This is a genomic window from Streptomyces sp. Ac-502, assembly GCF_045222935.1.
In the GTDB taxonomy this organism is placed as follows: domain Bacteria; phylum Actinomycetota; class Actinomycetes; order Streptomycetales; family Streptomycetaceae; genus Streptomyces; species Streptomyces monomycini.
This window is the reverse complement of the sequence record NZ_JBHFFO010000001.1, coordinates 6,283,840-6,305,470: the sequence shown is the minus strand read 5'-3', so window position 1 is coordinate 6,305,470 and position 21,631 is coordinate 6,283,840. Positions and strand designations below refer to the sequence as shown.

Below are 21,631 nucleotides of genomic sequence, written 5' to 3'. Positions count from 1 at the left end.
CGGGAGGGTGGCGGAGCGGGCCGGGTGTGCCGTGCCGCCGGGCGGGCGCTGCGCCGTCCGTTCACGGCGGCCGGGCGTGGCATACGGCGTGCCACCCACGCGCACGGCGCGGGCGAGTCGGGTCTCGGCAAGCTGATCGAGTTGCACGCGGTGAATTCGGCCGGTGACATGCTGATCACGGTGGCGCTGGCCTCGACGGTGTTCTTCTCGGTGCCGACGGACCAGGCGCGCGGCCGGGTGGCGCTGTACCTGGCGGTGACGATGGCGCCGTTCGCGCTGCTCGCGCCGGTGATCGGGCCGCTGCTGGACCGGGTGCCGCACGGCCGCCGGGCGGCGATGGCCGGGGCGATGCTGGCCCGCGCGCTGCTGGCGCTGACCATGTCGGGCGCGGTGGCGGGCGGGGGCCTGGAGCTGTATCCGGCGGCATTGGGCGTATTGGTGTCTTCGAAGGCGTACGGGGTGGTGCGGAGCGCCGTCGTGCCGCGCCTGCTGCCGCCCCGCATCTCGTTGGTGAAGGCCAATTCGCGGGTGACGCTCGCGGGGCTGCTGGCGACGGGCGCGGCGGCGCCGCTGGGGGCGCGCTGCATCTGATCGGGCCGAGCTGGCCGCTGTACGGGGCGTTCACGGTGTTCGTGGCGGGCACCTTCCTGTCGTTCTCGCTGCCGCACAAGGTGGACTCGGCGAAGGGTGAGGGGCGGGCCCGGCTGGCGTCCGGCGAGGACGGCGCGGGGCCCGGGAAGGCGGCGGGCGAGCGGCCGGGGAAGGCGCTGGCCGGCGGGCGGCGGCCGGGGCTCCGTACGGTCGGGCCGTCCGTGCTGCACGGCCTCCAGGCGAACTGTGCGCTGCGGTCCCTGTCCGGCCTGCTGACGTTCTTCCTGGCGTTCCTGCTGCGCGAGCATCCGCTGGGCGGGCTGGGGCCGCAGGTCTCGCTGGGCCTGGTGGCGGTGGCGGCGGGGGCGGGCAACGCGCTGGGGACGGCGTTCGGCGCGTGGCTGCGGGCCAGGGCGCCGGAGCTGATCATCGCGGTGGTGCTGGGGCTGGCGCTGGCCGTGGCGGCGACCGCGGCGGTCTTCTACGCGGTGCTGGCGATCGTGGTGGTGACGGCCGCGGCGGCGACGGCGGGGCTGTGCCAGGCGCTGGCGAAGCTGTCGCTGGACGCGGTGATCCAGCGGGACGTGCCGGAGTCGGTCCGTACGTCGGCGTTCGCCCGTTCCGAGACCGCGCTCCAGCTGTCCTGGGTGGTCGGCGGCGCGGTCGGGATCGGGCTGCCGCTGAACGGTACGGTGGGTCTGGCGGTGGCCGCGGCGCTCGTCGCGACCGGCGTGATGCTGGCCGTGCGCGGCCTGCTGGACGCGGCGCGGCACGGCGCGCCCCACCCTCGTGTGGCGTGACCGGGGCCGACCGATAGCCTGCCCGCATGACCGCGTTCTCTTCTTGGGGTACTGGCCACCGCGCCGCTGCCGCCCTCGGTGCCGTGTCCCTGGGGCTCGTCACCCTCTCCGCCTGTGAGAAGCCGACTCCGCTCGCCACGGTGACCGCCGGCAAGGACACCGTGACCGCCGAGGCCGCCTGCTACGACGACGGCAAGGTGCTCGGCGATCTGGCCGCCAGCGACAAGAAGGCGCAGGCCGAGTTCACCAAGTGCCTGACCACCGAGCCCAAGAAGACGCTCACCGTGCACCCGGGTGAGAAGCTGCGCCTCGGTGTCGAGCCGGACGTGGCGGAGGACGGCTGGATCGCGCTGTCCAACAACAGCCCGATCACCAACGTCAGCAAGCAGACGTACCAGGTCGTCGGCAGCGCGGACCAGCTGTTCGTCAACCAGCAGACCCGCAGTCTGGCCGATTCCACCGTGGTGTCCGTCGTGGCCACCAAGGGCGGCAAGTACACGGGCGTGTGGAACGTCAAGCTCGAACGCGCGGAATCCTGAGTCCGCTGAGGTACGCGTGAGGCTGGTGGTGGTGAGGTGACCGTGACGCGTGTCCTGGTCGTCACCGCCGTCGCGGCCGAGCGCGACGCGGTGGTCGCGGGCGTGGCCGGCGACGGCGGCCTGACCGGTGACGGCGCCGCAGTCGGCAACGGTGGCGCGGAGATCGTCACGCTGCCCGCGGGCGGCTACGCGCTGCACCGGGTACGGACGTCCGCGCCGCCCCCGCACGCGCGGGCCGGCGTGGTTCTCGACGTGCTCGCCGCCGGGGTCGGCCCGGCCGCCGCTGCCGCCGGTACGGCCACCGCGCTGACCGCCGGAATCTGTGCCGGCGCCGGTTACGACCTCGTCATCTCCGCCGGGATCGGTGGCGGTTTCGCCCCGGGACGGACCCGGGCAGCCCCGGCGCCCCGGTCGGTTCCGCGGTCGTCGCGGACGCGATCGTCGCCGCCGACCTGGGCGCCGAGACCCCGGACGGCTTCATTCCGGTGACCGGACTCGGCTTCGGCACCGTCGTCCACACCCCGCCGCCGGCCCTGGTACGGGCCCTCGCCGCGGCCACCGGCGCCGCCCGCGGCACGGTGCTCACCGCCTCGACCGTGACCGGCAGCGCGGAGCACGCCGCGCGCCTCGCCGCGCGCCACCCGCGCGCCCTCGTCGAGGCGATGGAGGGCTTCGGTGTCGCCGAGGCCGCCGCCGCGCAGGGCCTGCCGGTGCTCGAAATCCGTACGGTCTCCAACCCCGTCGGCCCGCGCGACCGCGCCGCGTGGCGCATCGGGGACGCGCTCGGCGCGCTCTCCGCCGCCTGCGCCGCGCTCCCCCGCGTCCTGACGGCGGCCGGGACCCCGACCTCCTGGAGGACGCCATGAGCGACCCGCTCAAGATCGCCTACTCGCCGTGCCCGAACGACACCTTCGTCTTCCACGCGTGGGCACACGGCAAGGTCCCGGGCGCCCCCGCGCTGGACGTCACCTTCGCCGACATCGACATCACCAACGGCATGGCCGAGCGCGGCGAGCTGGACATCCTGAAGGTGTCGTACGCGGTGCTGCCGTGGGTGCTGGAGGAGTACGCGCTGCTGCCCTGCGGCGGCGCGCTGGGGCGCGGCTGCGGCCCGCTGGTGCTCACCAAGGAGCCGGGCGAGGCCAAGGACCTGGCCGGCAAGACGGTGGCGGTGCCCAGCGAGCGGTCGACGGCGTACCTGCTGTTCCGGCTGTGGGCGGCGGAAGAGGTGCCGGGCGGCGTCGGCGAGGTCGAGGTGCTGCCGTTCGACGAGATCATGCCGGCCGTACGGGACGGCCGGGTGGACGCCGGGCTGGTCATCCACGAGGCCCGCTTCACGTACCAGAACTACGGCCTCGGCTGCCTCGCCGACATGGGCGAGCACTGGGAGCGCACGACCGGCCTGCCGATCCCGCTGGGCGCGATCATCGCCAAGCGCTCGCTGGGCGCCGAGCGGCTGCGCGAGCTGGCCGCGGCGGCCCGCGAGTCGGTACGGATGGCCTGGGACGACACCGAGGCGTCCCGCGCGTACGTGCTGGAGCACGCGCAGGAGATGGATCCGGCCGTCGCCGACCAGCACATCGGCCTGTACGTGAACGAGTTCACCGCCGACCTCGGCGAGGACGGCTACGCGGCCGTGCGCGGGCTGCTCACGCGCGCCGCGGCCGAGGGGCTCGTACCGCCCCTCGGCCGTGATGCGCTCCACTTCGGCTGACCGGGCCGCGCCCGGCCGGCCGGGCGTCGGACGTCCAGCTGGTCGGCGACCGCCCGGAGCATGTTCGCGATCTTTCCGCCGTGCGCCTTGTCGGGGTAGCGGCCGCGCTCCAGCTGCTGGGTGACGCTCTCCAGCAGCGTGGTGAGGTCCTGCACGATCGACGCCAGCTCGTCCGGCTTGCGGCGCTGGGCCGCCGCCACCGACGGCGCGGGGTCGAGGATCGTCACCGAAAGCGCCTGGTCACCGCGCTGGCCGGCCACTACGCCGAACTCGACGCGCTGGCCCGGCTTGAGTGCGTCCACGCCGTCGGGCAGCACCGACGAGTGCACGAAGACGTCACCGCCGTCGTCGCGGGAGAGAAAGCCGAAGCCCTTCTCGCTGTTGAACCACTTGACCTTGCCGGTAGGCACGTCTGTCCTCGTCCTCGTACTCGTCGGAAAACCACTGGGGTCTGGTTACTGCGTTCTGCGCGTTGTCTGCGGGAAAAACAGCTCTGGATAGCAGTGCAGCGGGCCACCGGACCCGCCACCCCCCAAGGCTAATGGTCCGGTGCCCGGTGACAAGACGTCGCCGGGTGGTTCCTCCGCGCTTCTGGCCCGGACTTACCCTGGTCGTGTGTCTGACGAAACTCCCCAGGCCGGGGATCTGCTGGTCCGGATCGGCGCGATTGTTTTCCTGATTGGCGCGGTGGCCACTCTCGCCACCGTGACCCCGTTGTTCGTGGGGGCCGATCCGCTGCCGTCCGTCTTCTACTGGGTGTGCATGCTGATGGGCGCCGGGTTCCTCGTCGCCGGGGCCGGAGTGCTGCGTTCCGTCGCGGCGCAGCGCCGGCAGGCGAAGTCCTCCACGGCGTAGGCGCCGGCGCCTTGCCGGGTCACGCGCTGCGCCGCGTCCGCTCCGCCACGTACTCCTCCAGCCAGGCCGGGAAGCCGGTCAGGTCGTCGAGGAGGACGTTGGCGCCGGCCGCGCGCAGCTCGTCCGCGCCGCACGGCCCGGTGGCCACGGCGACGGACAGCGCGTCGGCGGTCCGCGCACCGCGTACGTCGCCGGTGTGGTCGCCGACGTAGACGGACGCGCCGTGCGCGCGCAGCGCCTCGGCCTTGGCCTCGGCCCACAGCGAGCCGATGACGGCGTCCGCGCCGATGTCCAGGTGGTCCAGGTGCAGCTTGGCGTTGGGCTCGTACTTCGCGGTGACCACGATCGCCCGCCCGCCGTGGCGCTGGACGGCGGCCACCGCCTCACGGGCGCCCGGCATGGCGAGCGTCCCGGTGATCGCGTGGGCCGGGTACAGCTCGCGGTACAGGTCGCTGATCTCCGCGACCCGCTCCTCGGGGAACCACCGGCGGATCTCCTGCTCCAGCGGCGGCCCGAGCCGGGTGATCGCCGCGTCCGCGTCGACGTACGTGCCCGTCGCGGCGGACAGCGCCTGGTAGGCCGCCTTGATGCCGGGGCGGGAGTCGATCAGCGTCATGTCCAGGTCGAAGCCGACCGTGAGCTGCTGCGAGGCCGTGGCGACCGTGGGATCGGGTACCGGGGTGTGCGAAGCCATGGTGGCCATTGTGGCCGATGACCGTGGTGGGCCGGGCCTACACTGGCCCCGCCTTGGCTCCGCCCCGCCCGCACCCCGCGACGCCACCGCGAAGGGAACCGATGCCGGCCGTCCGGTCCCGCAGCCCCAGAGTCCTCCTGGTGAGACGCCGCGCCGGCTGGGCGGCGGCGGTGCTCGCCCTGCTGCTGGCGGTGTTCCTCTCGCTCACGGTCGGCAGCCGCCAGCTGGCCCCTCCGAGGTGTTCGACGCGCTGCTGCACGGCGGGGACGGCGACGCCGCGCAGGTGGTGCGCTTCCTGCGGCTGCCCCGCACGCTGATCGGCCTGCTGGTGGGCGCCGCGCTCGCCCTGGCGGGTACGGCCATGCAGGGCATCACCCGTAACCCCATCGCCGATCCCGGCGTCCTCGGCATCAGCCAGGGCGCCGCGGTGGGCGTGGTCCTGGCGCTGTCCTTCCTGGGGGTGCACACCCTCGCCGGGTACGTCTGGTTCGCCTTCGCCGGCGCCGGGGCCGCCGCGGTCGCCGTGTACGCGATCGGGGCCGCCGGGCGGGGCGGCGCGACGCCGGTGAAGCTGGCGCTGTCCGGAGCGGCGGTCAACGCGCTGCTCGTCGCGGTCACGATGGCGGTGCTGACGACGAAGGCCGCGGCGCTGGACGAGTTCCGGTTCTGGCAGGTCGGCTCGCTGACCGGCCGGGACAGCGAGGTCGCCGCGCGGATCTGGCCGTTCCTTCTGGTGGGCGCGGTGCTCGTGCTGTCCGCCGCGCGCGGCCTGGACGCCCTGGCGCTCGGTGACGACGTGGCCGAGGGGCTCGGGCAGAACGTCGCCGCGGTACGCGTCGTGGCCGGGCTCGGCGCGACCGTACTGACCGGCGCGGGCGTCGCGGCCGCCGGGCCGATCGCCTTCGTCGGCCTGGCCGTACCGCACCTCGCCCGCGCTCTGGTGGGCGGCGGCCACCGCCGGCTGCTGCCGATGGCGGCGCTGCTCGGCCCGGTCGTCGTGCTGGTCTCGGACACCGTCGGGCGCGTACTGTTCCCGCCGTCCGAGGTGCCGGCGGGCGTCATGACGGCGCTGATCGGCGTCCCGTTCCTGGTCGTCCTCGTACGGCGGAAGGCGGTGCCCGCATGACGGCACCGGCCACCGGCCCCGGCGCCGCGGTACGGCACGGCCGTGCGCGGCCCGCCGGGTACGGCCTGGTGCGGGCCGGGCGCGGCTCCTTCCTCGTGCACCGGCGGGCGGCGGCCGTCGCCGGGGTGCTCGCCGTCCTGCTCGCCGCCGTCTGCCTGGCGTACCTGTGCGTCGGCGAGTCCTTCGTGGCCCCCGGGGAGGCCCTGAAGGCCGCCTTCGGGCGGCCGTCGTCCGCCGGGCTGGTCGTCGGGACGCTGCGGCTGCCCCGGATGGTGGTCGGGCTGCTGACCGGCGCCGCCTTCGGGGTGGCGGGCGCGCTGATCCAGACCGTGGCCCGCAACCCGCTCGCCAGCCCCGACGTCATCGGCATCACCCAGGGCGCGAGCGCGTTGACGGTGGGCGCCATGACGTACGGCATCACCTCGTACGCCGTCCTGCCCTACCTGTCGGTCGCCGGCGGCGTCCTCGCCGCCGCCCTCGTGTACGTCTTCGCCTGGCGCGGCGGCCTGCACGCCACCCGCTTCGTCCTGATCGGCATCGGTTTCGCCGTCGCGCTGCGCTCGGTCACCCAGTTGTTCCTCACCAAGGGCGACTACACCGTGGCCCAGCAGGCGCAGGTGTGGCTGACCGGCTCGCTCAACGGGCGCGGCTGGGCCGAGGCCGCGCCGCTCGCCTGGGCACTGGCGGCGCTGCTGCCCGCCGTCCTGTGGGCGGCCCGCGCCCAGCGCGGCGTCACGATGGACGACGACACCGCGACCGCCCTCGGCGTACGGCTGAACCGCACCCGTCTCGGCCTGGCCGCGCTCGGCGTGGTGCTGGCGGCGATGGCGACCGGCGCGGCCGGGCCGGTCGACTTCGTGGCGCTGCTCGCCCCGCAGACCGCCCGCCGCCTGACCCGTACGGCGCAGATCCCGCTGCTGTGCTCGGCGCTGCTCGGCGCGGTCGTCGTCGTTCTCGGCGACCTGCCGGCCCGCAAGCTCTTCGCGCCGGCCGAACTGCCGGTGGGGGTGCTGACCGCGGCCGTCGGCGCCCCGTACCTGATCCGACTGATCATCCGCAGCCGGGCCGTGGGAGGACGCGCGTGAGCGAGGGCAGTGGGGGCAGTGGGGGCAGTGAGGGCAGCGGGAGCAGTGGGAGTGCCGAGGGAGCTGGGGAAACGGCTTCCGCCGTCAGCCGTCTCACGGCGCGGGATCTGACGCTCGCCTACGAGGACCGCACCGTCGTCGACGGACTCGACCTCGACATCCCGCACGGCGCGGTCACGGTCGTCGTCGGCCCCAACGCGTGCGGCAAGTCCACGCTGCTGCGGGCGCTGGGCCGGCTGCTCAGGCCGCGGCGCGGCGCGGTCCTGCTGGACGGTACGGACCTCGCCCGCCTCCCCACCAGGAAGATCGCCCGGTCGGTGGGGCTGCTGCCGCAGTCCCCGGCCGCGCCCGAGGCGATCACCGTCGCCGACCTGGTCTCCCGTGGCCGCCAGCCGCACCAGCACTGGTGGCAGCAGTGGTCCGAGGCCGACGAGCGGGCCGTCGCGGAGGCCATGGACCGTACGGACGTGACGCAGCTGGCCGGGCGGGCGGTGGACGAGCTGTCCGGCGGGCAGCGGCAACGCGTGTGGATCGCGATGGCGCTCGCGCAGGAGACCGATCTGCTGCTCCTGGACGAGCCGACGACCTACCTCGACATCGCACACCAGGTCGAGGTGCTGGACCTGATCCGGCAGCTCAACCACGACCGGGGGCGCACCGTCGTCGCCGTCCTGCACGACCTCAACCAGGCCGCGCGCTACGCCGACCACCTGGTGGCGATGAAGCAAGGGCGCGTCGTGGCGCAGGGGCGCCCGACGGCGGTCGTCACGGCGCGCTTGGTGCGCGAGGTGTTCGGGCTGGAGTCGGTGGTGGTACCGGACCCTGTGACGGGCTCACCCCTGGTGGTGCCGGGGCGGCCTTGGGAGGCTCCGGGCGGGGCGGTTGCCGGGCCCGGGCGCGGGTAACCCCGCCGTAGCCGCTCGCCGGCCGGACGGGCCGGCCCAGCCGAAAGGGCTCGTCATGCCGCTCTCCGCAGTCCCCCGCCCGGTCCCGCGGGCCGGGCGTCGCCGTACCGCGCTCGCCGTGACCTCCGCCCTGGCCGCTTCCGTGGCGCTGGCCGCCTGCGGTTCGGGGGGATCGTCCGGATCATCCGGTACGGGTGGTTCCGGCGGCTCCGGCTCTTCGGCCGAGGCGGCCGACTGCCCGGCCCAGCCCGCCACCACCTGGGCGCGGCCCGCGTCCGGCACGGGGCGGCACACGGTGCGTACGGCGCAGGGCGAGGTGGAGGTGCCCGACGCGCCGCAGCGGGTGGTGGTGCTGGACACCGCGGAGCTGGACTCCGCGATCACACTCGGGGTCCGGCCGGTCGGCGCCACCCGTTCCGATGTGGCCGGCGGCTTCCTGAACTATCTGCCGAAGGACAAGCTCACGGGCATCAAGGACGTCGGCAAGATCGGCGCGCCCAACCTGGAGGCGGTCGCCGCCCTCAAGCCCGACCTGATCCTCACCAGCAAGGTCCGCGACGGCGGGCGGTACGCGCAACTGAAGGCCATCGCGCCCACGGTCATGACGGAGACCACCGGCTACCCGTGGAAGCAGAACTTCGCCACCCACGCGGACGCGCTGGGCAAGATCCCCGAGGCGAAACGGGCGGTCGCCGCGTACGAGGCACACACCCGGCGGGTCACCGCGGCGCTCGGCGGGTCCGCGGCCGCGAAGCGCACCACGACCAACGTCGTCCGTTTCGTCGAGGGCGCCGACACCCGCATCTACGGCTGCCGCAGCTACATCGGCACGATCCTGAACGACGTCGGCACCGGCCCGACCAGCGTGGTGCAGGACGCGCCGGACGGCATGATGACCGAGGTCGGCGCGGAGCAGATCAACCGGGCCGACGCGGACGCGGTCTTCTACTCGGCGTACGGCAGCCCGGAGAAGTCCAAGGAGACGCAGGTCACCGGCGGCGCGCTGTGGAAGAACATGAAGGCCGCCAAGAACGGCCGGACCTTCCGCGTCGACGACGAACTGTGGATCCAGGGCATCGGTTACACGGCGGCCGACAAGATCCTGTCCCAGCTTCAGGAGAAGCTGGCGAAGAAGTAGGCGGCGAGGCAGGCGGTGGTCGGGCCGGCGGACGGGCGGGCCGGCGGACGGGCGGGCCGGCGGACGGGCGGGCGGGCCGGATCTCGTACGGCCCCCGGCCCGCCCGCCCCGGTAGCCCCTCAGCGCGGCTGTCGCCGCATCCGCCACGCCAGGAACAGGGCGGAGGCGACGGCCGCGATCCGGACCACCACCGGCAGCATCCCGGTCAGCTCGTGCCCCAGCTGCCCGTCGGCGATCGACTCGCCCCACCACCGGTCCACGCGGCCCCACAGCCACAGCACCAGCCCGCCGACGACCATCCCCGGCACCCCGAGCGCCGCGAACTTCGCCTCGCCGCGCGGCAGCCGCCGGGAGGTGTACGCGAGTCCCCAGCCGCCCGCGAGCGCCAGCCAGGACCCCAGCACCGCGCCCGCCACCAGCAACAGCACGGCCAGCAACAGGACCGGGCTGAGCGGCGGCCGCGCGGCCTGGACGTACTCCACCGGCTCGGGCTCCTCGGCGTACGGCTCCGGCGCGGCCGGCCGACGGCGCCACGCGAGGAGGCGCGGCAGCACCCGGGGCAGCACGCCGGTGCGCGGGGCCTCGGCCGCCTCCTCACCGTGCTCCCCGCCTCCGTCCTCGTCCTCGGCGTCGTCCGCTTCCCCGTCCTCGTCGTCGTCCCGTCCGTCCTTCTCCAGGGACAGCGGGCCGTCCTTCCGCTCGCCCGGCGGGCGCTCGCGGATCTCGGGGATCTCGATGCCGCCGACGAAGCCGGGCACCGTCTCGCTGGGCTCGTACGGCCCTCCGTACGGGCCGAACGGGCCGTCCTCCTCCACCCGCCACCAGTCGGGCTCGTCGGCGCCCTCACCGAAGGCGACGGTGCTGTCGCCCAGCTCGTCGAAGCCGGCGAGATGCGGCGGGGAGGCGGCCGGCGGCGGTTCCGGTTCCCGGGTACGGGAGGAGCGGCGCTTGCCGTCGCGCGGCGCGGGGACCTTTCCGGCCAGGCCGCGCAGCCCTTCGCCGAGGCCGGACAGGCCCGGCAGGCCGGCGCCCCTGGCCGGGCCGCTGTCCTGGGGCACGGGGGTCGCCGTACCGCCCGTCCCACCGGGTACGCCCGTACCGTCACCCGTAGTGCCGCCCGTGCCGAAGCGGCGAACGGCCCCGCCCAGCTTGTCGCGCAGGCCCGGCCGCTCCGGCGGTTCCGCCGCGGCCTGCGGCGTCCCCGGAGCGGGCGCGCCGCCGCCACCTGCCGCCGTCACCACCGCCTCGGGCGTACCGAGGCGGGACAGCACGCGTCTCACCCCGGGCACCGTGTCCTGCTTCGACGCGTCCACCTGGGCCCGCAGCTCGGCCACCAGGCGCATCCGCGCCCCGGAGGACAGCCCGCGCTGCTGGGCCAGATCACCGACCCGGCTCAGATAGTCAAAGACCAGCTGGTCGCTCTCGATCCCCACGAAATCCCCTGTGGCACAGCCCGGTTCCTCCCGAGACCGTACCCCCGATCGCCCCTCCTACGGGGGTGGCGGCGCCGTCCGGCCCGTGCGGTGTACGGACCGGACGGCCGCCGTCCGTATCCGCCGCCGCCATGGCCGTACCCGCCCGCCCGCCGTCGCCGGTCCCGCACCCGCCCCGGCCGCCGGGCGCCGTCCGGCGCGGCGCTGCACCCGACAACGTCACACGCCCCCGCTACCGTGTAGCGGATGAGTGAAACACCCCGCACGCTCGCCGAAGAGCTCCGCACCCGCCCCGACAGCGGGCTCGCCGACCTGCTGCGGGCCCGCCCCGACCTGCTCAATCCGGTCCCCGGCGACCTGACCCAGCTCGCCACCCGGGCCGGCACCCGCGCCTCGGTCGTCCGGGCCGTGGAGCGCCTGGACCGCTTCGCGCTGCAGACCGCCGAGGCGCTGGCGGTGGCACCGGACCCCTGCCCGTCCGGGACGCTGCTGGGGCTGCTGGCGGGAGACGCGGCAGACGCGGAACCGGCAGACCCCACGCCCGGCACCACCACCGCCATCACGACCGCCATCACCACCGAACTGCCCCGCGCCCTGCGCACCCTGCGCGACCAGGCGCTGGTCTGGGGCGGCGACGACCGGCTGCGCCTCGTCCGTACGGCCCGCGAACTGCTCGCGCCCGGACCCTCGCACCCCTCCCCCACCGGCCTGGGGCCGACCGTCGCCGAAGCCACGTCCGGCATGTCGCCCGGCCGCCTCCAGGAGATCCTGGCCGCCGCCGGGCTGGCCGCGACCCACGACCCGGTGACCGCCGTCGCCGCCCTGACCGGGCTGTTCGAGGACCGTACGCGGATGGCCGCGCTGCTCGACGGCGCGCCCGGCGAGGCACGCGCCGTACTGGACCGGCTGGTCTGGGGCCCGCCGTACGGTGCCGTCACCGACCGGCCCGCCGCGCACCTCCAGTGGCTGCTGGACCGTGGCCTGCTGCTGCCCGTCGGGCCGCGCAACGTCGTCCTGCCCCGCGAGGCCGCGCTCCACCTGCGCGCGGGGCGCGCGCACCGTGTTCCCGAGCCGCTGCCGCCCGCCCTCGCGCCCACCACCGAACGTGATCCACAGCTTGTGGACAGCGCCGCGGCCGGCCAGGCGTTCACCGCGCTGGCCACCGTCGAGGAGCTGCTCAAGGAGTGGGATCTCGGCGGCCCCGGCGTCCTGCGCGCCGGCGGCCTGTCGGTCCGCGACCTCAAGCGGACCGCCGCCGCCCTGGACGTCACCGAACAGACCGCCGCGTTCTGGCTGGAACTCGCCTACGCGGCCGGGCTGCTGGCCTCCGACGGCGAGGCGGACGAACGGTACGCGCCCACCCCCGCCGCCGAGGACTGGCGCCATCTCCCGGCCGAAGAGCGCTGGGCGCGGCTGGCCACCGCCTGGCTCGCGGCGACCCGTACGGCCGGGCTGGTCGGCACCCCCGACCCGAAGGGCCGTACCCTGGCCGCGCTCGGCCCGAACCTCGACCGCTCCGCGGCCCCCGAGGTACGCCGCCGGACGCTCACCCTGCTCGCGTCCCTGCCCCCCGGCGCGTCCGTACCGGCCGAAGCCGTACTGGACCGCCTGCGCTGGGAACGCCCGCTACGCGGCGCGGCCCAGGCAGCGCCCCCCAACGCGAACAGCGCCACCAAGGCAGCCGCCCGCCGCCCCGACCCGGCCTCCGCCGCCCCCACCCCCTCCTCCGCTTCCGCTTCCGACGCCAACGCGGCCCGTAACGCGGGCGGGCCCTCGGCCCCGGCCGCCACCGACGACCTGCGCTCCCGTATCGCCCGGTGGACGCTGACCGAAGCCGAACTCCTCGGCATCACCGGCCGCGGCGCCCTCGCCACCCACACCCGCGTCCTCCTGGAAGCGGACACCGAGGCCACGCCCACCAGCACGGAGGACGCCGCCACCCGCGCCGCCGCCCTCCTCGCCCCGCTCCTCCCCGAACCCCTCGACCACGTCCTCCTCCAGGCCGACCTGACCGCCGTCGCCCCCGGCCCCCTCGAACGCCCCCTCGCCGACGCGCTCGGCGTGCTCGCCGACATCGAGTCCAAGGGCGGCGCCACGGTCTACCGCTTCACCCCGGCCTCCGTACGCCGCGCCCTGGACGCTGGCCGCTCCGCCGCCGAACTGCGGTCCTTCCTCACCGCGCACTCCCGCACCCCGGTGCCGCAGCCGCTCGCCTACCTCATCGACGACGTGGCCCGGCGCCACGGCAGGCTCCGCGTCGGCGCGGCCTCCGCCTACGTACGCTGCGACGACGACGCGCTCCTCACCGAGATCCTCGCCGACCGCCGCGCCGTCGCCCTGCGCCTGCGCCGGCTCGCCCCGACCGTGCTGGCCTCGGCCGCCCCGCCCGAACAGCTCCTGGAAGGCCTGCGCGCGATGGGCTACGCCCCCGCCGCCGAATCCGCCGAGGGCGACGTCCTGATCGCCCGCCCGGACGCCTACCGCACCCCGCCCCGCACCGCGCCCACCCCGGTCCCCGAGGGCCCGCCCACCCCCGACACCACCCTCCTCGAAGCGGCGGTCCGCGCCATCCGCGCCGGCGACCTGGCCGCGACCGCCGAACGCAAACCCACGACCACCCCCGCCCCGGCCCCCGGCGCCCTCCCGCGCACCACCTCCGCCGAAACCCTCGCCACCATGCAGGCCGCCGTCCTGACCAACGCCACCCTCTGGATCGGCTACGTCAACGCCGACGGCGCCGCCAGCCAGCGCGTCATCGCCCCCGTCCGCGTCGAAGGCGGCTTCGTCACCGCCTACGACCACACCGCCGACGAGGTCCGCACCTTCCCCTGCACCGCATCACGGGCGTCGCGGAGCTGGCGGACGAGACGGCTTCGTGAGGGGGCAGTGACTCCACCAAGCGCCCGCCCCCTGAACCGTCAGCGCCGCTGACGCACCAGAGCTCCCGGATCCACCTCGACCGGAAGCGGCTTCTCGATCAGCGTCGGCCGCCCGGCCTCGGCCACGGCCCGCTCCACGTAGCGGCCGTTCTCCAGCTCGCAGACGATCAGAGTCGGCACGGGCTCCAGCTCCAGCCGCCACAGGTGCTCGATCCCGGCCTCCGCGTAATACGGCGGCTTGAGCAGCCGGTCGGTGCGGCGCCCGGACGACGACGGCGAAACGATCTCGACCACGAGCAGCACGGCCTCGGCATCGAAATTGACCGGGTCCTGATCGGCAGCAGCGGCGTCCACCACGGCGATGTCCGGGATGAAGAGGCCGTCGGGCAGGATCACGTTGACCGCCTCCAGCACCTCGACCGGAGCTCCCACCGAAGCGATGGTGGCGTCCAGCAAAGAGGCCAGGCGGAACGACGCCCGCTGGTGCTTGGCTCCCGGAGCTGGTGACATCAAGAGCGCTTCCCCCATCAATTCGCGACGCTGACCACGGTCCTCCCCCAGAGCCATGACCTGCTCTATCGTCCAGGGACCGTAGTGATCCTCGTGAGCCACGCTCATCACGCCACCTCCTCAGTGGGAACCATCGACATCAGTGTGACACCGGCCACTGACATCGCGCCGTCGGCTTGACATCCACCCCGCTCGTTCCGTCCCCGCGGCGGTGACCAGTGCCCCGCAGCGACCCCGATGTGACCGCCCGCGCATGAGGCACACTGGACGTTTGGCCGTACGGACGGCCGGGTGCCGCGGTCGGGGCTGGGGAACGGCCGGGTGCGGGTGACGCGAAAGGCGAGGCGCGTGAACGGACCTCTCATCGTCCAGAGCGACAAGACGCTGCTGCTGGAAGTCGACCACGAGCAGGCGGAGGCGTGCCGGCGGGCCATCGCGCCGTTCGCGGAGCTGGAGCGGGCGCCCGAGCACATGCACACGTACCGGGTGACGCCGCTCGGGCTGTGGAACGCGCGGGCCGCCGGGCACGACGCCGAGCAGGTCGTGGACGCGCTGGTCGGGTTCTCGCGCTACCCGGTGCCGCACGCGCTGCTGGTGGACATCGCCGAGACGATGTCGCGGTACGGGCGGCTGACGCTGAGCAAGCACCCGGCGCACGGGCTGGTGCTCACCACCACCGACCGGCCGGTGCTGGAGGAGGTGCTGCGGTCGAAGAAGGTGCAGCCGCTGGTGGGGGCGCGGCTGGACCCGGACACGGTGGTGGTGCATCCGTCGGAGCGCGGGCAGATCAAGCAGACGCTGCTCAAGCTGGGCTGGCCGGCCGAGGACCTGGCCGGGTACGTGGACGGCGAGGCGCATCCGATCGAGCTGGACGAGGCCGGCTGGTCGCTGCGGCCCTACCAGGAGCAGGCCGTGGAGGGCTTCTGGCACGGCGGGTCGGGTGTGGTCGTACTGCCTTGTGGTGCGGGGAAGACGCTGGTGGGGGCCGGTGCGATGGCGCGGGCCAAGGCGACCACGCTGATCCTGGTCACCAACACCGTCTCGGCGCGGCAGTGGAAGCACGAGCTGGTGAAGCGGACTTCGCTGACCGAGGAGGAGGTCGGCGAGTACAGCGGTACGAAGAAGGAGATCCGGCCGGTCACCATCGCCACGTACCAGGTGCTGACGACCAAGCGGAAGGGCGTCTACCCGCACCTGGAGCTGTTCGACTCCCGCGACTGGGGGCTGATCGTCTACGACGAGGTGCACCTGCTGCCCGCGCCGGTCTTCAAGTTCACCGCCGATCTCCAGGCCCGGCGGCGGCTGGGGCTGACCGCGACGCTGGTGCGGGAGGACGGGCGCGAGTCGGACGTGTTCTCGCTGATCGGCCCGAAGCGTTTCGACGCGCCGTGGAAGGAGATCGAGGCACAGGGGTACATCGCGCCGGCGGACTGTGTCGAGGTGCGGGTCAGCCTGACCGAGTCGGAGCGGCTGGCGTACGCGACGGCCGAGCCGGAGGAGAAGTACCGGTACTGCGCGACGACGGCCAGCAAGCAGAGTGTGACCGAGGCGCTGGTCCGGCGGCACCAGGGCGAGCAGACCCTGGTGATCGGGCAGTACATCGACCAGCTCGACGAGCTGGGCGAGCATCTGGACGCGCCGGTCATCAAGGGTGAGACGACCAACGCGCAGCGCGAGAAGCTCTTCGACGCGTTCCGGGAGGGCGAGATCTCCGTCCTGGTCGTCTCCAAGGTCGCGAACTTCTCGATCGACCTGCCGGAGGCGACGGTCGCGATCCAGGTTTCGGGCACGTTCGGGTCCCGGCAGGAGGAGGCGCAGCGGCTGGGGCGGGTGCTGCGGCCCAAGGCGGACGGGCACGAGGCGCGGTTCTACTCGGTCGTCGCCCGCGACACCGTGGACCAGGACTTCGCGGCCCACCGGCAGCGCTTCCTGGCGGAGCAGGGGTACGCGTACCGGATCGTGGACGCGACGGAGCTGCTGGCGGAGGACTGAGCCGGGGACGGCATGGCGTTCGCCCCCGTCCCGGTGCTCGCCCGGCCCCGGCCCGTCCCGGCCGCCGCCCCGCCTCAGCGTTCCGGGACGCGGGTGCTCAGTTCGCGGGACGGGCGGGAGGCGCGTGGCAGCGGGAAGGGGCGGCGGACCAGGGTGGACAGCGGGACGGCCGGGGCCCGGCGGCTCCACCAGGCCACCGCCGCCAGCACCGCCAGTCCCAGGACCGGGTACGGGGCCGCCAGCGGCTGCTGCCACCAGGAGAGGTGCAGGTCGAGGTCGCCCTGGTGCGGGAGTATCCACATCGTGCGGGCCGTGAAGAGGACCGCCACCGCCACCAGCAGGACGCGGCGCCACCGTACGCCGCGGACGTGCGCCCCGAGGGTGACCAGCAGCGGTACGCACCACACCCAGTGGTGCGACCAGCTGATCGGCGAGACGAGCAGGGCCGTGACCGCGGTGCACAGCACGCCCCAGGAGTCCAGGCCGCGCCGCATGTACACCTGGCGGGCGACGAGGAGTCCGGCCATGCCGGTCAGCAGCGCCGCGCCCGCCCACAGCAGGCTCGGTTCGGCGGTGTGCAGGCAGCGGGCCAGCAGGCCCTGCAAGGACTGGTTGTCGACGATCCACGCCTTGCCGACCCGGCCGGTCTCGAACATCCGCTGGGTCCAGAACTCCACACTGGCGTCCGGCAGGACGAGCACGCCGAGCAGCACGGAGCAGACGAAACCGGCCAGGGCGGTGCAGGCGGCCCGTACCCGGCCGGTGATCAGCAGGTAGACGGCGAACACCGCCGGGGTGAGCTTGACGCCCGTGGCGATGCCGACCGCGAAGCCCTTCAGGCGGGCGCCGTCCGGGCGGGCCAGGTCCCAGAGGACGAGGCAGGTCAGGGCGATGTTGATCTGCCCGAAGACGAGCGTCTGGAAGAACGGTTCGAGCCAGATGGCGACCGCGGTGGCGGCCAGCACGACGGGCAGGGTCCGCGCGCGCCGCAGCCGGGACGCGCCCGCGGAGCCGCCGGTGCCGGGGGTGTACGCGGCCTTGTACGAGAGGTGCAGCAGGACCGGGACGAGGGCCACGTTGACGAGGACGGAGGCGACCTTGAGAGCACCGAGCGGGAGCCAGGTCGTCGGGATGAACAGCAGGGCCGCGAAGGGCGGGTACGTCGCGGGGAGGTCCCACTCGGTGACGGTGAAGCCGTACAGGTCACCGCCGGTCGCCGCGGCCTCGCCTTCGGCGCGGTAGACCGCTATGTCCGACATGGACAGGCTCACCAGCCGGAAGACGGCGGCCAGCCCGGCCAGGGACAGCAGGAGCAGTACCGCTGCGGCGATCGTCTTCTTGTCCGGGCGCGTGAGATGCCGCGTCCACGGCCGTCTGTGCGGTAGCGACCGCGTCCCCTCGGCGGCAGACACTTGTTTGGCCCCTCCTAGTCGCCGGACGCACGCTGTCTGCGGCGACGCTAGCCGATCGAGACCGACTGTTTGTAACGGTTTCCGGTCATCCGGATGCTGGTTGGGTATCGGTCCGGGGCGGGAGAGAGCTCAGATGCGGAAATCCGGCGTACTCGGGGGCGGGCTCAGTCTTCCGCGTACTCCCCGAGGAGGACGACGCTGACCGCGGCGGCGGCGAAGACCTTGACCGCGCGGAAGACGTTGCCGGCCAGGTGCCGCTGCTCGTGGGTGCGCGGCGCGTGGGCGGCGTCCGCGCCGAGGGCGGTGGCGCCGTGGGTCGGGTGCAGGGTGCCTGGGGTGATGGTTGCGCTGCTCATATCTCCATGATGGTTTTCGCGCGGGGCCCGCACATCGGCCCACGGGTCCATCCCTGACCGGTCTTTGGTCAGTCCCAGGGCCTATCCCGCCCCCTACGGAAGATGGACGGGACCGGGCGGAAGATCAGGGGTCTGCCGGATGGAAGGTCAGGGGTCCGCCGAGTGGAAGGCCAGGGTCCGGCGCGGAAGCGCGGTGGCGGTCCCCGTCACCGCCACCCGGCCCCGCCGCGGAAATCCGTTGGCGCCCCCGGATACCTGCTGGCTACAATCGCCGGTCTGCCCGCCTCCCTCAGAGCCTGAGCGGAGTGCCACCGGCCGCACGGAAACCGGCCGGCTTCCCGCTTCACGCATCTGCTGACGCCTACGAGTACGCCGTCACGTACATCCGTAGCCGGATCCGCCGGAGGCAACACCGTGCCCTCGCACGCCCACGACCAGACCCACGACCGGCCCGACCCGCTGGAGCGCGAACGCGCCCACCTCGCCGCCTCCCGGGCGGCGCTGCGCGCCATGCGCGCGGACGCCGAGGCGCTCAACATCGCGGACGTCACCGCGAACTGGGTCAACGCCGAGGTGCTCCAGGGCGAGGTCGACGCCCGCATCAAGGCGCTCGCCGACCTGGCCCACACCCCGCTGTTCTTCGGCCGCCTGGACTACCTGCACGCCCCGGGCATGGACGCGGCCGAGGGCGCGGCGGGCGAGAACTTCTACATCGGCCGCCGGCACGTCCACGACGCCGACGGCGACCCGATGGTCATCGACTGGCGCGCGCCGGTCTCGCAGCCGTTCTACCGGGCCTCGAAGAAGGACCCGATGGACCTCGACCTGCGCCGCCGCTTCGGCTACACCGGCGGGCAGCTGACCGCGTACGAGGACGAGCACCTGGCCGACCCGGCCGAGGCGGAACAGCACAGCAAGCTGCTCCAGACCGAGATCGAACGGCCGCGCGTGGGCCCGATGCGCGACATCGTGGCGACGATCCAGCCGGAGCAGGACGAGATCGTGCGCGCCGGCATCGGCGGCACGGTCTGTGTCCAGGGGGCGCCGGGCACCGGCAAGACCGCGGTGGGCCTGCACCGGGTCGCGTACCTGCTGTACGCGCACCGCGAGCGGCTGGCCCGTTCCGGCACGCTCGTCCTCGGCCCGAACCGCTCGTTCCTGCACTACATCGAGCAGGTGCTGCCCGCGCTGGGCGAGTTGGAGGTCAAGCAGGCCACCGTCGACGACCTGGTGGCGCACGTCGAGGTGCGGGGCACGGACGACGCGGCGGCGGCGACGGTCAAGGGGGACGCGCGGCTGGCGGAGGTGCTGCGGCGGGCGGTGTGGTCGCAGGTGCGGGCGCCGTCCGAGGCGTGTGTGGTGGTGCGCGGTTCGCGGCGCTGGCGGGTGCCTGCGTACGAGATCGAGGAGATCGTCGGGGAACTGCGGCGCCGCGACATCCGTTACGGGGCGGCCCGGGAGGCCCTGCCGCAGCGCATCGCGCACGCGGTGCTCGTACGGATGGAGCAGGCGGGCGAGGCGCCGGACGACCGGGTGCAGGACGCGGTGGCGCGCAACGCGGCGGTCAAGGCCGTGGTCAAGGAGGTGTGGCCGCCGGTCGATCCGGCGAAGCTGGTGCTGCGGCTGCTATGCGACGCGGAGTTCCTGGCCGCGCAGGCGGAGGGCATCCTGACGCCGGAGGAGCAGAAGACGATTCTGTGGGCGAAGCCGGCCCGCGGCGTGAAGAGCGCCAAGTGGTCGGCGGCGGACGCGGTGCTGATCGACGAGGCGGCGGACCTGGTCTCACGTACGCACTCCCTGGGGCACGTGGTGCTGGACGAGGCGCAGGACCTGTCGCCGATGCAGTACCGGGCGGTGGGGCGGCGCTGTACGACCGGTTCGGCGACGATCCTGGGCGACATCGCGCAGGGCACCACGCCGTGGTCCACGAACACGTGGGAGGAGGCGCTGACCCACCTGGGCAAGCCGGGCGCGCGGATCGAGGAGCTGACGCTCGGCTTCCGCGTGCCGCGCGAGGTGATCGCGTACGCCTCGCGGCTGCTGCCCGCGATCGCGCCCGAGCTGACCGAGGCCACCTCGATCCGTGAGTCCGCGGGGGACTTCGCGATCCGGCCGGTGCCGTCGGCGGAGCTGGACGACGCGGTCGTCGCCGCCTGCCACGAGGCGCTGGCCAAGGAAGGATCGATCGGCCTGATCGCGGCCGAGGCCCGGCTGCCCGCCCTGCGCGCGGCGCTGGAAGCCGCGGGGCTGGCCGTCCTGGCGCCCGGCGAGGAGACCTCGGCCGAGTCCCGCCTGACCCTGGTCCCGGCCACGCTCGCCAAGGGTCTGGAGTACGACTACGTGGTGGTCGACGAGCCCGCCGCGATCGTCGACGGCGAGCCGGACGAACGCACCGGCCTGCGCCGCCTGTACGTGTGCCTGACCCGCGCGGTCTCCGGGCTGGCGGTGGTCCACGCGGCCGCCCTGCCGGAGCAGCTGGGCACGTCCGCCGGGTGAGCCGGTTCCGTCACCGCTCCGGGAACGTCTGAGCCGGTCCTCTCACTTCTCCGCATCGCCGCGGGAACGAAGGCGGCGGCCCACTGGGGTGTTTCGGACATGCCGACCGATCACGGAGACCGACCAGCTTGTGACGGCCGCCGCCGACCCGTGGCCTTCGTGGACTTCGTGGTCACACCCGGCCGGGCCGACGGCACCCCGCGTTCCTCCACAGCATGGCGCGCCTGCGCGCGCCCTGCCGCGCTCTCCTTAGACCGGCACCCCCTCCAGCGCCTCCCGCCACGCCGCCACGGCCCCCGCGTCCACCGGCGCTTCCCACCCGGAGGGACGCGCGGCGCCGCCGATGTGGAAGGCGTCCACCCCGGCCGCCAGCAGCTCCGGCAGGTGCGCGAGTACCAGCCCGCCGCCGATCAGGAGCCGCGGCCCGTAGCCGGACTCGCCCTCCGCCGTACGGGCCCGCTCGGCCAGCAGCGTCGGCAGTCCGTCCTCGACGCCGGCCGGCGATCCCGCCGTCAGGTACGTGTCGAGGCCGGGCAGCCCGGCCAGCTCCTTGCGCAGCGCGGCGCGGTCGGCGGCGCGGTCGATGGCCCGGTGGAACGTCCACCGGCAGCCGTCCACCGCGGCGGCCAGCGCCTGGACGGCGGCCAGGTCCGGCCGGCCGTCCGCGTCCAGGAAGCCGAAGACGAACTCCTCCGCCCCTTCGGCCCGCAGGGCGGCGGCCGACGCGCACAGGGCGTCGACGTCGCCCGCCGCGAAGCCGTCGGCCGCCCGCAGCATCACCCGTACGGGGATGTCGACGGCCGCCCGGACCGCCGCGACGGTCCGCGGCGACGGGGTGAGACCGTCGGCGGCCATGTCGCTGACGAGTTCGAGGCGGTCCGCCCCGCCGGCCTGGGCGGCCACCGCGTCGGCGGCATCGAGCGCGATCACCTCCAGGAGTACGCGCTTGGTCATGGGTCCCCATTCCTTCGACGTGACGACTTCAGCAGGACTGGACGGGATGCCGACACGGACAGCGAGCGGGCGACAGGTCTAGTCCAATATCCAGGGTACGGGCCGACCCGCCCGCCGGGGCCACAACGCCCCGGTACTCGACCGGAAACCCC

Annotated in this window: 14 protein-coding genes and 5 pseudogenes; 12 read left to right on the top strand and 7 right to left on the bottom strand. The window is 74.3% G+C overall.

Annotated features, from left to right (window positions below; genetic code table 11):
- The first annotated feature begins 81 nt into the window (after positions 1-81).
- The 4 genes and pseudogenes from ACEXOX_RS28835 to ACEXOX_RS28820 all read left to right on the top strand — a co-directional run bounded on the left by ACEXOX_RS28835 (position 82) and on the right by ACEXOX_RS28820 (position 3,644).
- Positions 82-1,391: pseudogene (locus ACEXOX_RS28835) on the top strand (MFS transporter).
- A gap of 26 nt (positions 1,392-1,417) precedes the next feature.
- Entirely contained in the window at positions 1,418-1,930 is a 513-nt protein-coding gene (locus tag ACEXOX_RS28830) for a hypothetical protein (RefSeq protein WP_406524056.1), read from the top strand.
- A gap of 36 nt (positions 1,931-1,966) precedes the next feature.
- Positions 1,967-2,796: pseudogene (locus ACEXOX_RS28825) on the top strand (futalosine hydrolase).
- Positions 2,793-3,644, top strand: coding sequence for a 1,4-dihydroxy-6-naphthoate synthase (locus ACEXOX_RS28820; protein WP_406524055.1), 852 nt, complete (start codon positions 2,793-2,795; stop codon positions 3,642-3,644). Before ACEXOX_RS28825 ends, ACEXOX_RS28820 begins: the two are co-directional and overlap by 4 nt.
- A gap of 29 nt (positions 3,645-3,673) precedes the next feature.
- Here the strand turns inward: ACEXOX_RS28820 and ACEXOX_RS28815 are convergent.
- Positions 3,674-4,054 (bottom strand): annotated as a pseudogene (locus tag ACEXOX_RS28815) (cold-shock protein); the annotation flags it as partial.
- A 205-nt stretch (positions 4,055-4,259) separates the two neighbouring features.
- Here ACEXOX_RS28815 and ACEXOX_RS28810 point away from each other — a divergent pair.
- Positions 4,260-4,499, top strand: coding sequence for a hypothetical protein (locus ACEXOX_RS28810; protein WP_406524054.1), 240 nt, complete (start codon positions 4,260-4,262; stop codon positions 4,497-4,499).
- 19 nt (positions 4,500-4,518) lie between these two features.
- On the opposite strand, the gene ACEXOX_RS28805 is transcribed toward ACEXOX_RS28810, so the two are convergent.
- Positions 4,519-5,202, bottom strand: coding sequence for an HAD family hydrolase (locus tag ACEXOX_RS28805; protein ID WP_406524053.1), 684 nt, complete (start codon positions 5,200-5,202; stop codon positions 4,519-4,521).
- Between the two features lie 92 nt (positions 5,203-5,294).
- Here ACEXOX_RS28805 and ACEXOX_RS28800 point away from each other — a divergent pair.
- The 4 genes and pseudogenes from ACEXOX_RS28800 to ACEXOX_RS28785 all read left to right on the top strand — a co-directional run bounded on the left by ACEXOX_RS28800 (position 5,295) and on the right by ACEXOX_RS28785 (position 9,447).
- A pseudogene (locus ACEXOX_RS28800) lies at positions 5,295-6,319 on the top strand (FecCD family ABC transporter permease).
- Positions 6,316-7,404, top strand: a complete 1,089-nt coding sequence (locus ACEXOX_RS28795) for a FecCD family ABC transporter permease (protein WP_406524052.1) — start codon at positions 6,316-6,318, stop codon at positions 7,402-7,404. The pseudogene ACEXOX_RS28800 and the gene ACEXOX_RS28795 overlap by 4 nt, the downstream one beginning before the upstream one ends.
- A 107-nt stretch (positions 7,405-7,511) precedes the next feature.
- Complete coding sequence (locus ACEXOX_RS28790; protein WP_406526499.1) at positions 7,512-8,309, top strand: ABC transporter ATP-binding protein; 798 nt, start codon at positions 7,512-7,514, stop codon at positions 8,307-8,309.
- Positions 8,310-8,364: 55 nt separating this feature from the next.
- Complete coding sequence (locus tag ACEXOX_RS28785) at positions 8,365-9,447, top strand: ABC transporter substrate-binding protein (protein ID WP_406524051.1); 1,083 nt, start codon at positions 8,365-8,367, stop codon at positions 9,445-9,447.
- Positions 9,448-9,566: 119 nt separating this feature from the next.
- Here ACEXOX_RS28785 and ACEXOX_RS28780 read toward each other — a convergent pair whose 3' ends face one another.
- Positions 9,567-10,880 (bottom strand): hypothetical protein, encoded by a 1,314-nt coding sequence (locus ACEXOX_RS28780; RefSeq protein WP_406524050.1) that lies wholly within the window; start codon positions 10,878-10,880, stop codon positions 9,567-9,569.
- 246 nt (positions 10,881-11,126) lie between these two features.
- Between ACEXOX_RS28780 and ACEXOX_RS28775 the strand changes: the two are divergent.
- Positions 11,127-13,759: pseudogene (locus ACEXOX_RS28775) on the top strand (helicase-associated domain-containing protein).
- A gap of 39 nt (positions 13,760-13,798) precedes the next feature.
- On the opposite strand, the gene ACEXOX_RS28770 reads toward ACEXOX_RS28775, so the two are convergent.
- Entirely contained in the window at positions 13,799-14,377 is a 579-nt protein-coding gene (locus tag ACEXOX_RS28770) for a Uma2 family endonuclease (protein ID WP_406524049.1), read from the bottom strand.
- Between the two features lie 240 nt (positions 14,378-14,617).
- Here ACEXOX_RS28770 and ACEXOX_RS28765 point away from each other — a divergent pair, with 240 nt between their 5' ends.
- Entirely contained in the window at positions 14,618-16,261 is a 1,644-nt protein-coding gene (locus tag ACEXOX_RS28765; RefSeq protein WP_030022270.1) for a DNA repair helicase XPB, read from the top strand.
- A gap of 74 nt (positions 16,262-16,335) precedes the next feature.
- Here ACEXOX_RS28765 and ACEXOX_RS28760 read toward each other — a convergent pair whose 3' ends face one another.
- Both ACEXOX_RS28760 and ACEXOX_RS28755 read right to left on the bottom strand, forming a co-directional pair.
- Positions 16,336-17,577 carry a glycosyltransferase 87 family protein gene (locus ACEXOX_RS28760; protein WP_406526498.1) on the bottom strand — a complete coding sequence of 414 codons (1,242 nt, stop codon included), beginning with the start codon at positions 17,575-17,577 and terminating at the stop codon, positions 16,336-16,338.
- A gap of 260 nt (positions 17,578-17,837) precedes the next feature.
- The gene (locus ACEXOX_RS28755; protein WP_406524048.1) at positions 17,838-18,029 is read right to left on the bottom strand and encodes a hypothetical protein; all 192 of its coding nucleotides are present in this window, start codon (positions 18,027-18,029) and stop codon (positions 17,838-17,840) included.
- A gap of 414 nt (positions 18,030-18,443) precedes the next feature.
- Here ACEXOX_RS28755 and ACEXOX_RS28750 point away from each other — a divergent pair, with 414 nt between their 5' ends.
- Entirely contained in the window at positions 18,444-20,525 is a 2,082-nt protein-coding gene (locus tag ACEXOX_RS28750; RefSeq protein WP_406524047.1) for a HelD family protein, read from the top strand.
- Between the two features lie 249 nt (positions 20,526-20,774).
- On the opposite strand, the gene ACEXOX_RS28745 is transcribed toward ACEXOX_RS28750, so the two are convergent.
- On the bottom strand, positions 20,775-21,479 hold the full coding sequence (locus ACEXOX_RS28745; protein WP_406524046.1) for a copper homeostasis protein CutC: 705 nt from the start codon (positions 21,477-21,479) through the stop codon (positions 20,775-20,777).
- Between the last annotated feature and the right edge of the window lie 152 nt (positions 21,480-21,631).